Origin of the sequence: Limnospira indica PCC 8005 (genome assembly GCF_000973065.1) — a bacterium.
In the GTDB taxonomy this organism is placed as follows: Bacteria; Cyanobacteriota; Cyanobacteriia; order Cyanobacteriales; family Microcoleaceae; genus Limnospira; species Limnospira fusiformis.
Map to the genome: position 1 here is coordinate 5,791,737 of NZ_FO818640.1, position 12,300 is coordinate 5,804,036.

Below are 12,300 nucleotides of genomic sequence, written 5' to 3' on the forward strand. Positions count from 1 at the left end.
GCGTTTGATATCCATGACCATAGCATTAGATCAGATTGACAAGATTGTTTGGAACCATCACCACGACCCCTTTGAAGTCCTAGGCCCCCATCAAATTGAGAAAGATGGAAAAAGCCTATGGGCCGTGCGAGCCTATCTCCCCACCGCTGATGCAGCATGGGTTGTACTACCCGAAGAACGGAAAGAGTACCCCATGTACTCCGTTCATAACCCCCACTTCTTCGAGTGTGTTATTGATATTCCCGAACTGAAAAACTATAAACTGCGCTTCAAGGAAGGGGAACACGAGCGCGTCACCCACGACCCCTATGCTTTCCGTTCCCCCAAATTAACCGATTTTGATATTCACCTATTCACCGAAGGTAATCACCATCGTATTTACGAAAAACTCGGCGCTCACCCCATGAACTTAAATGGCGTGGATGGGGTCTACTTTGCCGTTTGGGCTCCCAACGCTCGCAACGTCTCAATTCTGGGGAACTTTAACCACTGGGATGGTCGCAAACACCAAATGCGGAAATTTGGTAACGGAGTCTGGGAACTCTTTATTCCTGAAATTGGTGTAGGAGAAGCCTACAAATACGAAATCAAAAACTTCGAGGGTCACATTTACGAAAAATCCGACCCCTACGGTTTCCAACAGGAAGTCCGACCCAAAACCGCCTCAATTGTAGCTGAGTTAAATAACTACAAGTGGAACGATGACGAATGGATGGAGAAGCGGCGGAATACCGACCCTCTCGAACACCCCGTCTCTGTTTATGAATGTCACCTAGGTTCTTGGAATCGCGCTCCCTTTTCTGAACCCCACACATTACCCGATGGAACCGTTGAGCCTCCTGTACAGGCCGTAGAACTGGATCCCGGTAGTCGGTTCTTTACCTATCGGGAAATGGCCGATCAAATGATTCCCTACGTCAAAGAACTAGGTTTTACCCATATCGAAATTCTACCCGTTGCCGAACACCCCTTTGATGGGTCCTGGGGTTATCAGGTTACAGGCTACTATGCTCCCACTTCCCGGTTTGGCACTCCCGAAGATTTTATGTACTTCGTAGATAAGTGTCACCAAAACGGTATTGGGATAATTGTGGACTGGGTACCTGGTCACTTCCCCAAAGACGGTCACGGGTTGGCATTCTTTGACGGAACCCACCTTTACGAACACGGAGACCCCCGCAAAGGTGAACACAAAGGATGGGGAACCCTTGTATTTAATTACTCGCGTAATGAAGTCCGTAACTTCCTGGTAGCTAATGCTCTGTTTTGGTTTGAGAAGTATCACATCGATGGTATTCGGGTTGATGCTGTCGCTTCCATGCTTTACCTCAACTATTGTCGGGAAGATGGGGAATGGGTCGCTAACGATTATGGCGGGTGTGAAAATATCGAAGCTGCTGACTTCATTCGCCAGACTAACCATGTCATTTTTAGCTACTTTCCTGGTATCCTCTCCATTGCTGAAGAATCCACTTCCTGGCCAATGGTTTCCTGGCCAACCTATGTCGGTGGTTTAGGCTTTAACCTAAAGTGGAACATGGGTTGGATGCACGATATGTTGGATTATTTCCACATGGACCCCTGGTTCCGCCAGTTCCACCAAAATAACATTACCTTTAGTATGTGGTATCACCACAGCGAGAATTTCATGTTGGCTTTGTCTCATGATGAGGTCGTACATGGTAAAAGCAATATTCTCGGTAAAATGCCAGGGGATGATTGGCAAAAATTTGCTAATGTCCGCGCTTTATTTACCTATATGTTTGCTCACCCTGGTAAGAAAACTATCTTCATGGGGATGGAGTTTGCTCAATGGAAGGAGTGGAATGCTTGGGGAACCTTGGAATGGGAAATGTTGCAGTTTGATGCACACAAAGGGATTCAGCGCTTTTTTAAAGATATAAATACTCTCTACCGCAGTGAACCTGCTCTCTATGACCAGGACTTTGCGGAAGCCGGGTTCCAGTGGGTTGATTGTAGCGATAACCGCCATAGTGTGGTCTCTTTTATCCGCCGTTCTAAGGATACAGGTGAGTTTGTGGTAGTGGTTTGTAATTTCACTCCCCAACCCCATAGCCATTACCGCGTCGGCGTTCCCGAAGTCGGCTTCTATACGGAGTTGTTTAATAGCGATTCTGGTGAATACGGTGGCAGCAATATGGGTAATTTGGGCGGAAAATGGACTGATGAGTGGTGGTTCCATAATTATCCCCAATCCCTTGATTTGTGTCTGCCTCCTCTCGGCGTGCTGATTCTCAAGTTGGCTCAAGAGAAAACTGCTAAGGCTTTTCAGCAGTCGGAAACTGATGATGCACAATAAGTCTAATTAAAACATTGTGACAACAGAAAACCTGGTTTCTTTGCGGAAGCCGGGTTTTCAGTTGTTGCTCATAGAATATCAACCTGTCTTTCCTAATCAAGCATACTTCCAACCCTCACGCTCAACCCCTCTCCCATAGGCAGAGAGGGGAGTAATTCATCAATTATTTATGATCTAATAGCCAGAGAATTTTTCTTAGCCATCAATAAACAGCCTATAAGGGGAGGGATTGTTCAATCCAATATTGAAGACTCTGCATTTTCATTTTCGATTTAATCAAGACCCCTGGTTCGCTTTGGATGGGTAGCACGGTTACAATGTCTGTGTCAGCGCAATATTTCAGGTCGTCGTAGCATTCGAGACGTGCTAGACGTTGACCATGGCTGGCGGTATTCATGAGTTTGTATAGTTGATTTTGCCATTGGTAATAAAGGGCTACAGCACCGAAAACCTCATCATTCCCCCCTAGGTTATCTATGGGATAACCCATTTCTGAACACAAGCTATTAATAATGGCTCCGGCACAGGCGGTGTCTTCTAGGGAAAAGCTACCTTCCCAACCTGATGCTACTATCCAGATGGTTTCTGGTTTGGTGGTCATTAGATATTCTACGACGGTTCGGCGATTTACTAAAGCTGATGTGATTACTACGGGGGCATTCTGAACCTTCTGGAGGGCGCGGGTCCCGTTAGTGGTGGTCATAAAGAGTCGTTTACCTTCAACTACTTCTGGGGTACAGTTGAGGGGAGAATTACCGAGGTCGCAACCTTCGACTTTTTGCCCCCCCCTTTCACCAACTCGTAGGCGTTTGTCGGCGGGCCATTTTTCGCTGACCTCGATGAGTTCATCGATATCGCTGAAGACTTGGACGGCTTCGGCCCCGGCGTTGAGGGCTGTGGCTATGGTGGTAGTGGCCCGGAGTACATCAACGACGATCGCACAATCGGGAATGCTGTCTGTAGGAGTTAATTCGGGGGTATGGTAAACAAAAATTTTCACGACGGTTATATGTATTAAATTAATACTGACAGTTTATATATTTCCACATCTGTGTGGCAATTCTCCAAATAAGGACTATGAAATCAATTGCGATCGCTCTCTTTTCGACTCTGATCAGTTTCTCTGTGCCGGTTATGGCCAACGAACCTAGGTCTATATGTCCAGCGGTACTAGAAACTGAAATTAATGCGATCGCCCTTGACCCCAAATTCTCTCGTTCCCGCTGGGGAATTATGGTTGAGTCCCTAGACTCTGGCCAAGTTTTATATAGTCTGGACTCGGAGCGTTTTTTTCTCCCCGCCTCGACGATTAAACTCTTAACTACGGTGGCGAGTATAGAAACACTAGGGCCAGATTTTCGCATCCGTACTTCTGTTTATAGTAGTGGCAATGGCAATGTTTATATTGTGGGAAGAGGCGACCCGACCATTACTAATACTGAACTGGAAAGTTTAGCCCAACAATTGCGCGATCGCGGTATTTCCCAAATTGATACCTTGGTGGCTAAGGACGGATATTTTCCGGGGATGACTGTCAATCCTAACTGGGAATGGGAAGATGTACAAGCGGGTTATGGAGCCCCGGTTAATAGTCTGATTTTACATCAAAATTCCCTAGATTTAAAACTCTGGCCGACTGAAAATGTGGGGCAACCTTTACGAGTAACCTGGGTTAGACCTGAACAAGGAATCGGCTGGCAAATTGATAATCAAACCCGGACTGTTAGCACTACAGAACCTGAATTTGTAGCGATTGGGCGCTCTTTTACGGAACCGATTATTCGGGTGTCTGGGCAGTTGCATATTGGGGCGGAACCAGAAAATGTTTTTGCGGCTGTTGTTAATCCGGGCGCCAACTTTTTGGAGGGATTCACAACCATATTATCACAACAAGAAATATCTGTCAATAGGGGGATACTGGCTAATTATTCTCAGCGTTCGGAACCGGAAGTTGCCTGGGTGGAATCACCGCCATTGTCGGAATTGGTGAAGACTTTAAATATGCAAAGTAACAATGTATTTGCTGAGGCAATTGTTAGAACTTTGGGAGTCCAAAGACCTAGTTTGGATGCAGCCAGTTCGGGATTAAATATGATAGCGGAAGTGCTAGATAATTTAGGGGTTAGTCGGTCAGGATATGTACTGCGAGATGGTTCTGGGTTGTCTCGTCATAACCTGGCTACTCCCCAAGTGTTGGTGGCAACTTTGCGGGTAATGTGGAACTCTCCCCACTGGGAAATTTATCAAGATGCTATCCCGGTGGCGGGGGTCAGTGGCACTCTGGAAAGACGCTTTCAAAATACGCCAGCACAGGGTCAGGTATGGGCAAAAACTGGTACTATGAGAGGGATGTCTTCTCTGGCGGGTTATGTAAAATCTGAGAGTTATTCGCCGTTGGTTTTTGCTATCATAGTGAATCAGTCGAATTTATCAACTCAGGAATTACGAGAAGCTATTGATAGAATAGTAGTGCTTTTAAGTAGTTTACAACCCTGTGATTAGTCGATAAAATTAGAGGTAAAATTATGGCGAAAAGTCTGGGGGAACTGAAACAGGAATGGGATAGCCTTAATCAGAGATTAAATGAGGCGATCGCTGAATATCATGCCGTCCGCCGTATCCGGTCAGATTTTCAGGTAAAGTTGATATTTCCTGAAGATAAATCAGCGGCAGCCATGACCGAATTTCATCACCAAGAACAACAAGCGATCGCTGACCTGCCAGTTAACTTACAGCATATTGACCAAGATATTAAAGTGGCTGTAATGAAGGTCAAAAATCTGCAAGCATCTCTGAGAGCCAAGCAATCTCAAATGTATGAAACCCAAGCCCAAATTATCTGGGAAAAATTAATCAAGCAATCGGCAAAAATCAACAAATTATCAGATACCCTAGAGACAGAAATTAAAGTGTTGAGGGAAATCAACAACGAATTTGATGCTAGTTTAAGTCATCTACTTCCGGCCCCTCCGGTATTCGTGAAAATTGCAGCGAGGACATTTCCTTATATTTATGGCCATCACAACTATATAGAAATTGGCGAAAAACAGCTAAATATAGATGCGGATGAAATAGGGTAAAAATTGCGGACGATACAGCCCCGAATTTGCTAAAATATTATGGCGGCATGAAGGGCTGGTATAATATATATTTGAATGGTCAACTTTGCCGATGAATAATAAACAGTATCTGCATCAAAAATTACTAGACCTCGACAACCGAGGTTATAAAGCCTATAAAGATATATCGGGTGAATATGAATTTCCCGACTTTACCCTAATTATTGATTATGTCCAGGGCGATCCCTTTGCTTCCCCCAGTAAATTTCGGGTACAAATTCCACCAGCGATCGCCAATTTTCCGCCGCAACTATACAAAAACCCGATCCGAGAAGTAGCCCTAAGAGACTATCTTACCCGACAGTTTGACCGCGCGGCTTATGAAATTAGCAGTCGTCGGGGTACGGGTAAAAGTGGTATGATTGCGATTACCAGGGTTGGTCAGGAAGTGCTGGCGCGGACTTCCGCCTACCTAGTGGAGGTCGCTAACCGAACCCCGAAAACCATAGGAGGAAACCCGGCGCTACAACGGGGGAAACCGATAGCCGCCGCGTCGGAAAAAGGCATCGAAATTCGCTTTTTTGTGGGACTCCCAGCCAGGGGTCGCAATATTCTGGGTCGCCAAGCGGTGGCTATGTTATGTGAGGATATTCCGGCTATTGTCGATCGCGCCCTCAAATACGAAAACCTAGACCAAGCAGCCTGTCAGCGTCACGTGGAAACGGTGGAAGATACGGAAAGTCTGCGACAACAATTAGGCGATCATTCCCTGGTAGCTTTTATTGCTAATGATGCTATTTTACCGCGCCAAAGTGGGGTGAATGACGGCCCCTTATCTCGGGAAAATGCGATCGCTTTTCAGTCTCCGGGTTCGTTAGAAGTTGAACTAAACCGACCCAACGCGGGACCGATTAGGGGTTTGGGTATTCCTAGGGGAATTACGCTAATTGTGGGGGGTGGATATCATGGAAAATCGACTCTTCTTAAAGCTATTGAAAGGGGAGTTTATAACCATATCCCTGATGATGGCAGAGAATTTGTGGTGACGGACGCGGCTGCTGTGAAAGTGCGCGCCGAAGATGGTCGCAGTGTGGCGGGGGTGGATATTTCACCTTTTATTAATCAGCTTCCCCAAGGGCGATCGACTACTGATTTTTCCACGGAAAATGCTAGTGGTAGCACGTCCCAAGCGGCTAATATTATGGAAGCCTTGGAAGCCTTAATTTTAGGAGAAAAACGGACTCCTCCGGTGTTACTGGTAGATGAGGATACGGCGGCGACTAATTTTATGATTCGCGATCGCCGCATGCAGGCTTTAATTGCGAAGGAACAGGAACCGATTACGCCTTTTATTGATAAGGTTAAACAACTATACGATGATTATGGGGTGTCTACTATTCTGGTGATGGGGGGAAGTGGCGACTATTTTGATGTGGCTGATACGGTGATAGCTATGGATAATTTTCAGCCAGTGGAATTGACCGAAAAAGCTAAGGCGATCGCTGCTGAATATACCACGGGTCGCACCTCAGAAGGGGGTCAAAAGTTTGGTAATATTAAGCCACGGGTTCCCCTAGCAGAAAGTCTTGATCCTAGTCGTGGAAAGCGAGATGTGCGGGTGAAAGTGCGAGATGTGGATGAGGTAAGTTTTGGGTCGGAGGATGTGGATTTATCGGCGGTGGAACAGTTGGTTTCTAAAGACCAATTAAAGGCGATCGCTGAGGCGATGGTTTACGCTAAAAACAGATACATTGATGGGGTAAAAACTCTCCCAGAAATTCTTGATCAAGTTATGGCAGATCTTGATGAAAAGGGTTTGGATATCATTAGTCCTTTTCCCCAGGGAGATTTAGCTATGTTCCGACGTTTTGAATTAGCGGCAGCTATTAACCGCCTACGAAGTTTGGAGGTTAAATCAGACGAGTTATCATGACACTAACCATTGTTACTGGTCACAGAAATGCCGATCAACCCGGTTTCTAGTTGACATCTTGGGGAAGATAGAGAAACCCTCACATCAGCCAGGTTTCTGAGTCTCAGGCGATATGGTATCCGCAATTGGAAGGCGATCGCTCCTACCAAAGAAACCCGGTTTCAGGGTTCAAGGAGAGGGAAAAAATAGGGTGCGATCGCGTAATTCCCTAACGCAATCAAGCGACAAATCCAGCTTGTTCAAAATGTTTATCATAAGCCAGTGCTTCTAATATATTTTGTTGTTACATAATTTTAAATGAGGTGCAATCTGTGTGACTCCATGCTTGATCGGGTCGGCTATGATATAACTCAAGTGCGCTTTTAAAGAGTTCATTGGTTTGACTGACGACTTGAATTTCAGAATTATCCAAGGCGTGATTAATAAATATCACAGCTTTTTCTCTATAAAAACGTCCCTTTCCCGAAAAAGCATTGAGTAATTCAGTAAACACCATTTCACTGGTGACAATAGACACATTTTTTAGATAAATTGCCATGTTTCTAGCTTGGGGATGTAGATCGTCATCGGGATTTAGTAAGGCAATCCAATAGCCTGTATCCGCCAAGATTTTTTTCATGCTTATTCCTTGGGCGATCCATACAAATAGTGGTCTATATTCTTGGAGAAGTCCGTTGGTAGCTTGGTGTTTTCTTCTGCGATAATTTCAGAATTAATTTTATCTATAAACTTTAAAAAAGATGGTTCTTCTTGAGTTTCTGAATTTGATGCCGCCGAATCATCTTGTTGATTTTTGGCTTTGATGAAGAGTAAGAAGTTTAACACTTCTGTTACTAAAGGATCCGGGATTTGGGAAATCTCACGAATTAATTGTTCTCTTGCAGACATGGTTATATTCTCCTCAACGTTAATGCTTCTACGCTGCATTCAGCCTTACGGTCTATGATAATTCTAGCATGGGCGATCGCTCTGACTTATGCCAAGAAACCGGGTTTATAGCAAAATCTCTGTGAGGATGCAGAAACTCTGACAGAAGGTTTCTGAGTCTAGGGGATATGTTATCCGCAATTGGAGGGCGATCGCTTTTACATCCCGGAGAGAATCGTTGAGTTTCTAGGGTAAATATTTGTGGGCATCGGGTTTCCTTCCTCAACCCAACCTACCCCTATAACAAAAAGCGATCGCCTTGCTTTTACTCCGGTTGCCCAAACCGACCTGTGACTCGTTCGTATTCATCTTCCAGCAACCACATTTGACTTTCTTCGTAAGTATCACTGGTAAAGATAGATTTATAGTTTTCTGCCGGATTTTGAATCGAGAATTTACCGGATTGTTCTTTAACTAACATCAGAATATGAGGGGGTGAAAGCCAAGGGTCTACCCAGATTTCGGCAAACTCCCATTGTTTTTCTTCTCTGGTCGTAATTTGCGTTTTGGCGTTTTCAGGATTTTGTGGTGCGCGGTCTGGTGCGAGGTATGACATGATATTTCCCTGTGCTTTTTTTTATTTTTATTTCTCCATAGTGGAGAGGAATTCTCGTTCCATCTAATTTGAGGATATACCCAATTGGTTCGGCAAAAAATAATCCATAGCGTTCGTATTTGTCTTCTGAATCTTCCGCTCCCGTCCTTTCTCCTCTTTGCTTAATTTCCTCTCCCACCCTCTCCATTGTCTGGCGATCGTTAAATAAATAGACCATTCCTTCGGTTTTCAGTTCTCTTTGGGATTTTTCGGTTTCGGGTAAATGTTTGTCAATCAGACTGGTTCGGTTTTCTATATATATTTCTCTGTCAATACCACTCATCTGATTTGCTGTACTAGCTATCTCTCTATAATAAAAACCGGGTTGGCGCGTTCTAGTTGAGTGGCTAATTAAACGGCTTTACCATGATGTTGGTCTGTAATGGAAGATAAAGCAATGGCAAAAGATGTATCTAAAAAGACTTCAATCATCCTCAGTAATGGAGTTTCCGTATAGATACTGGTCAATGTTCTCGGACCAATCGGGCTTCCCTTGTAACTGTAAGGACTGGGCTGTTTGTAGAAATGTCTTGGGGGTGTCTTTAGGGGCAAATAGGGTTTCCACAGTAATTTTCACGTAAAACTCCTGGGAGGGTTGGAAGCTCCGTGATTTATCGCGGAGAGGAAAACCGACTCAAGCGGCTGACCGCCGCCAGCACCCCCTTGCGGGGTGGAGGGGTATGGTTGCCCCTCCATGGAGCTATGGTTGGCTCCGACTCCCTTGCGGGGTAATGTTTGCGCTTGCGCTAACGCGCACGCTGCGCGAACGCTAATGTTCAGAGTCGGTACTTTCCAAATCGCACTGTCTTAACCCCTTAGGACTGTTTAACGATTTGGTTCTAGTGCCTGGAACTAGCACGCATTCCAGGGTAGGAACTTTAACTCTTGCTCGCTCACGTAGCCAGTTAAGGCTTAAGCTGGTCAGCTACCTGAAAGCGGGGGGCAGGAAGCCCCCGTGCTTCAGCCGGGGGTGCTGACTCTTGTTCCTACTTCTAGGTTTAAGGGCGATTCTAATTGCAAGGATTGACCATCAAATATGGCAGTGATTTCTTGACTGTTCATATAGATATTGTCTGGACAAGCAGGGTTGAGATTTTTGGTTTACAGCAATTGTACCTCAGAAACCGATTTTCTGGCACAATCTCTGTGAGGATGCAGAAACTCTCACAGAAGATTTCTGAGTCTAGGGGATATGTTATCTGCAATTGGAAGGCGATCGCTTTCACATCCCGGAGAGAATCGTTGAGTTTCTAGGGTAAATATTTGTGGGCATCGGGTTTCCTTCCTCAACCCAACCTACTTCCTGACTAACTCTTTAAGATTCGCAGAGGAAATCGCCTTTTTCGTTCTTGGGAGAGGAAATTTAAGGAGCGCGACGCAGACATTAAAACCGATGATATAATTGGGTAATATCCCTGAGTTTCATTATGCACGTTATCACACGCAAACGGCTCAATGAATTTGCAGCAAAGTACCCGGACACAGAAAGCGCATTGGCTCGTTGGTATCAACTGGTGAAATCAGGAACATTTAATTCCTTTGTTGAACTTCGTAACGAGTTTCCCAGTGCTGACCAAGTTGATAACCTCACAGTGTTTAATATTGGTGGTAACAAAGTACGGTTAATAGCGGCGATTCACTATAATCGACAAAAAATTTATATTCGGGCAGTTTTGACTCATGCAGAGTATGATCGAGGAAAATGGAGAGAGTAAAAATGTTGAGCATTGATGAAACTCAAAAATTGTGGCAGCCCCTAGCAACTAAATTAGTCATTCCCCGCGATGAAGCCAGTTATCAAGATCTGGTTGATTGGCTCGATCGCCTGATTGATGAAGTTGGCGAAGATGAAGCACATCCTCTGGCTTCACTGATGGATATTCTCGGTGTTTTAATTGAACAATATGAAAGCGATCGGGTTCCTGAACTTCAAGACTGATGGTTTACTCATAAGCAATGAGTTAAATCGGTCCATTTCTGATAATCGATCGCCCCTCTATTTCTCGATAAAATCACTCTGGGGATTTTTCACCACAGGGACACAGAGAACACCGAACAATGAGAGCGATCGCCTAGATTTGAAGAGTAATTTAATAAGAGCGATCGCTATCTACATTCCCCTACTTCAAATTGTCCAATTTTCTATTGCTAATCCTGCCACTTTGCTAAAGTCTCCATGATTACGAGTTAATCAAATCATTTGCCGAGAAAGCGCGATCGCCGCCATTCGCGCATCCATCTGAGCCAGTTGAATCCGTTGTGAGTTTAACTGGTCTAAGGTGTGGGAGGCGATCGCATCAAAAGGGAGAATGGGTAATCGTTGAAAGTCAGCTACTAGCGGTTCCATGATTTCATAACCTTTAACCAATTCATTGGGATAACGAGGGCGGTTAATCTAGGCATGACAGCCCAACATTGGTTCCTGAATTGTGATAATTGAAATCGCCAAATTATCGAGGGTATATTGAGCCATTGGTGCCACAAGATTGTGATAATATGCCCCAGATTGACGTTGCAGAATGCTCAGATCATCTGTATCTAATAAATATCTCATTTTATTTCTGAGGGATCTAATACGGACTCATCGCCTCGGCGAATGGCTTGCCCTAATGCGAGGATTTCTTCAAAAGCCGGTTCATCCTTGAAAGATCCGCTAATTTGCTCTAACCAGTTGCTCGATTTGGGATGGGCAATCTGTTTTTGCATCTGACAGAAGGTTTCTGAGTGTAGGGGATATGGTATCGGTAACTAGGGGCGATCGCTTTCGTGGCTGCTAAGATTTAAGCAGATGTAGGCTGTGTCACCCTCTGCCAAAAATGATGGGAATAACCCAAATCTCCTATAGCGTTTCTCATCTCCATAAGGTACGGCCCTCACCCCAAACCCCTCTCCCAGAAAGGGAGAGGGGCTTTGAAACGTACCTCATGAGTCCGGGAACTGCTATAGCTTAGAGTCACAGCCCCTTGACCGGGGTAAAGGCGGGTTCGGGAGAATGGCAGTATTTGGCAAAAATTAGCCTGGGTATTTTCCTGGTAACGCCCCTACTTTTGGGCTTGAATTGCATCGTTGCCATTTGTATGGATTAGAGTTAAAATCGGAGCAGGTTAACTGAGTAAAATTATGTCAGAACATACCCTGATTCTATCTGAAAAAACTTATCAAGCCATCCTAGAAGTCGCCCAAAAACAAGGGTTAACTCCCGAAAGTTGGATTTTATCTCAACTTGAAAAACCCCAGCCTGAAGCGGAACCGTTATCTGAAAAAATCGGTGACTTAATTGGGGCGATCGATAGTCAAGCTGAACCATTACATCAGTTTGATTCAACTTATTTTGGCGCACATATTGATAAGAAAAACAGGGTTTATGACTGACCTCATGTCAGGGTTTTGTCTCATCACCCTTTTCAGGCGATCGCATCGAAGCCCCTAAAAATACACCTTGACAGAGCTAGAGAAAAAGCACCAA

General features: G+C 44.8%; 17 protein-coding genes. 8 read left to right on the forward strand and 9 right to left on the reverse strand.

Features of this window, described 5'->3' with window-relative positions; translation table 11 throughout:
• The first annotated feature begins 13 nt into the window (after positions 1 to 13).
• Positions 14 to 2,320 carry a 1,4-alpha-glucan branching enzyme gene (glgB, locus tag XZ46_RS25610; RefSeq protein WP_008056071.1) on the forward strand — a complete coding sequence of 769 codons (2,307 nt, stop codon included), beginning with the start codon at positions 14 to 16 and terminating at the stop codon, positions 2,318 to 2,320.
• Between the two features lie 214 nt (positions 2,321 to 2,534).
• Here the strand turns inward: glgB and XZ46_RS25615 are convergent, their stop codons facing one another.
• Positions 2,535 to 3,320 carry a 2-phosphosulfolactate phosphatase family protein gene (locus XZ46_RS25615; RefSeq protein ID WP_008056069.1) on the reverse strand — a complete coding sequence of 262 codons (786 nt, stop codon included), beginning with the start codon at positions 3,318 to 3,320 and terminating at the stop codon, positions 2,535 to 2,537.
• Positions 3,321 to 3,397: 77 nt separating this feature from the next.
• Between XZ46_RS25615 and dacB the strand changes: the two genes are divergently transcribed.
• The 3 genes from dacB (at position 3,398) to XZ46_RS25630 (ending at position 7,312) form a co-directional block, all read left to right on the forward strand.
• On the forward strand, positions 3,398 to 4,822 hold the full coding sequence (gene dacB / locus XZ46_RS25620; RefSeq protein ID WP_006668932.1) for a D-alanyl-D-alanine carboxypeptidase/D-alanyl-D-alanine endopeptidase: 1,425 nt from the start codon (positions 3,398 to 3,400) through the stop codon (positions 4,820 to 4,822).
• 23 nt (positions 4,823 to 4,845) lie between these two features.
• Positions 4,846 to 5,400, forward strand: coding sequence for a hypothetical protein (locus XZ46_RS25625; protein WP_006622805.1), 555 nt, complete (start codon positions 4,846 to 4,848; stop codon positions 5,398 to 5,400).
• Between the two features lie 91 nt (positions 5,401 to 5,491).
• A complete protein-coding gene (locus XZ46_RS25630) occupies positions 5,492 to 7,312 on the forward strand; it encodes an ABC-ATPase domain-containing protein (protein WP_008056066.1) in 1,821 nt (606 codons plus the stop codon).
• A gap of 283 nt (positions 7,313 to 7,595) precedes the next feature.
• Here the strand turns inward: XZ46_RS25630 and XZ46_RS25635 are convergent, their stop codons facing one another.
• From XZ46_RS25635 to XZ46_RS25650, 5 genes are read right to left on the reverse strand one after another with little or no spacing between them, the layout of a single operon-like run.
• Positions 7,596 to 7,931, reverse strand: a complete 336-nt coding sequence (locus tag XZ46_RS25635) for a type II toxin-antitoxin system VapC family toxin (RefSeq protein WP_008056063.1) — start codon at positions 7,929 to 7,931, stop codon at positions 7,596 to 7,598.
• Positions 7,932 to 7,933: 2 nt separating this feature from the next.
• A complete protein-coding gene (locus XZ46_RS25640) occupies positions 7,934 to 8,200 on the reverse strand; it encodes a hypothetical protein (RefSeq protein WP_006622801.1) in 267 nt (88 codons plus the stop codon).
• Between the two features lie 52 nt (positions 8,201 to 8,252).
• The gene (locus tag XZ46_RS34860; RefSeq protein WP_152343995.1) at positions 8,253 to 8,465 is read right to left on the reverse strand and encodes a hypothetical protein; all 213 of its coding nucleotides are present in this window, start codon (positions 8,463 to 8,465) and stop codon (positions 8,253 to 8,255) included.
• Between the two features lie 39 nt (positions 8,466 to 8,504).
• A complete protein-coding gene (locus XZ46_RS25645) occupies positions 8,505 to 8,795 on the reverse strand; it encodes a hypothetical protein (protein WP_006622790.1) in 291 nt (96 codons plus the stop codon).
• Positions 8,755 to 9,117 (reverse strand): DUF6972 family protein, encoded by a 363-nt coding sequence (locus XZ46_RS25650; RefSeq protein WP_006622789.1) that lies wholly within the window; start codon positions 9,115 to 9,117, stop codon positions 8,755 to 8,757. Before XZ46_RS25650 ends, XZ46_RS25645 begins: the two co-directional genes overlap by 41 nt.
• A gap of 1,144 nt (positions 9,118 to 10,261) precedes the next feature.
• Between XZ46_RS25650 and XZ46_RS25655 the strand changes: the two genes are divergently transcribed.
• The 3 genes from XZ46_RS25655 to XZ46_RS34870 are packed head-to-tail and all read left to right on the forward strand — an operon-like array spanning position 10,262 to position 11,014.
• Positions 10,262 to 10,549 (forward strand): type II toxin-antitoxin system HigB family toxin, encoded by a 288-nt coding sequence (locus tag XZ46_RS25655; RefSeq protein ID WP_008056057.1) that lies wholly within the window; start codon positions 10,262 to 10,264, stop codon positions 10,547 to 10,549.
• A 2-nt stretch (positions 10,550 to 10,551) separates the two neighbouring features.
• Positions 10,552 to 10,773 carry a hypothetical protein gene (locus XZ46_RS25660; RefSeq protein ID WP_006622783.1) on the forward strand — a complete coding sequence of 74 codons (222 nt, stop codon included), beginning with the start codon at positions 10,552 to 10,554 and terminating at the stop codon, positions 10,771 to 10,773.
• Entirely contained in the window at positions 10,739 to 11,014 is a 276-nt protein-coding gene (locus XZ46_RS34870) for a hypothetical protein (protein ID WP_157234562.1), read from the forward strand. The genes XZ46_RS25660 and XZ46_RS34870 overlap by 35 nt, the downstream gene beginning before the upstream one ends.
• An 11-nt stretch (positions 11,015 to 11,025) precedes the next feature.
• Here the strand turns inward: XZ46_RS34870 and XZ46_RS35640 are convergent, their stop codons facing one another.
• The 3 genes from XZ46_RS35640 to XZ46_RS37685 all read right to left on the reverse strand — a co-directional run bounded on the left by XZ46_RS35640 (position 11,026) and on the right by XZ46_RS37685 (position 11,711).
• A complete protein-coding gene (locus XZ46_RS35640) occupies positions 11,026 to 11,181 on the reverse strand; it encodes a hypothetical protein (protein WP_008056055.1) in 156 nt (51 codons plus the stop codon).
• A 203-nt stretch (positions 11,182 to 11,384) separates the two neighbouring features.
• Positions 11,385 to 11,540 carry a hypothetical protein gene (locus tag XZ46_RS35645; RefSeq protein ID WP_006622779.1) on the reverse strand — a complete coding sequence of 52 codons (156 nt, stop codon included), beginning with the start codon at positions 11,538 to 11,540 and terminating at the stop codon, positions 11,385 to 11,387.
• Between the two features lie 42 nt (positions 11,541 to 11,582).
• Positions 11,583 to 11,711 carry a hypothetical protein gene (locus tag XZ46_RS37685; RefSeq protein WP_008056050.1) on the reverse strand — a complete coding sequence of 43 codons (129 nt, stop codon included), beginning with the start codon at positions 11,709 to 11,711 and terminating at the stop codon, positions 11,583 to 11,585.
• Between the two features lie 243 nt (positions 11,712 to 11,954).
• On the opposite strand from XZ46_RS37685, the gene XZ46_RS25665 reads away from it, so the two are divergent.
• Entirely contained in the window at positions 11,955 to 12,206 is a 252-nt protein-coding gene (locus tag XZ46_RS25665) for a hypothetical protein (protein ID WP_006622777.1), read from the forward strand.
• Positions 12,207 to 12,300 lie beyond the last annotated feature (94 nt).

Coding starts and splice junctions, on each gene's coding strand:
- glgB (WP_008056071.1), top strand. CDS start 14: ATGACCATAGCATTAGATCAGATTGACAAGATTGTTTGGAACCATCAC.
- dacB (WP_006668932.1), top strand. CDS start 3,398: ATGAAATCAATTGCGATCGCTCTCTTTTCGACTCTGATCAGTTTCTCT.
- XZ46_RS25625 (WP_006622805.1), top strand. CDS start 4,846: ATGGCGAAAAGTCTGGGGGAACTGAAACAGGAATGGGATAGCCTTAAT.
- XZ46_RS25630 (WP_008056066.1), top strand. CDS start 5,492: ATGAATAATAAACAGTATCTGCATCAAAAATTACTAGACCTCGACAAC.
- XZ46_RS25635 (WP_008056063.1), bottom strand. CDS start 7,931: ATGAAAAAAATCTTGGCGGATACAGGCTATTGGATTGCCTTACTAAAT.
- XZ46_RS25640 (WP_006622801.1), bottom strand. CDS start 8,200: ATGTCTGCAAGAGAACAATTAATTCGTGAGATTTCCCAAATCCCGGAT.
- XZ46_RS25645 (WP_006622790.1), bottom strand. CDS start 8,795: ATGTCATACCTCGCACCAGACCGCGCACCACAAAATCCTGAAAACGCC.
- XZ46_RS25650 (WP_006622789.1), bottom strand. CDS start 9,117: ATGAGTGGTATTGACAGAGAAATATATATAGAAAACCGAACCAGTCTG.
- XZ46_RS25655 (WP_008056057.1), top strand. CDS start 10,262: ATGCACGTTATCACACGCAAACGGCTCAATGAATTTGCAGCAAAGTAC.
- XZ46_RS25660 (WP_006622783.1), top strand. CDS start 10,552: ATGTTGAGCATTGATGAAACTCAAAAATTGTGGCAGCCCCTAGCAACT.
- XZ46_RS34870 (WP_157234562.1), top strand. CDS start 10,739: ATGAAAGCGATCGGGTTCCTGAACTTCAAGACTGATGGTTTACTCATA.
- XZ46_RS35640 (WP_008056055.1), bottom strand. CDS start 11,181: ATGGAACCGCTAGTAGCTGACTTTCAACGATTACCCATTCTCCCTTTT.
- XZ46_RS35645 (WP_006622779.1), bottom strand. CDS start 11,540: ATGCAAAAACAGATTGCCCATCCCAAATCGAGCAACTGGTTAGAGCAA.
- XZ46_RS25665 (WP_006622777.1), top strand. CDS start 11,955: ATGTCAGAACATACCCTGATTCTATCTGAAAAAACTTATCAAGCCATC.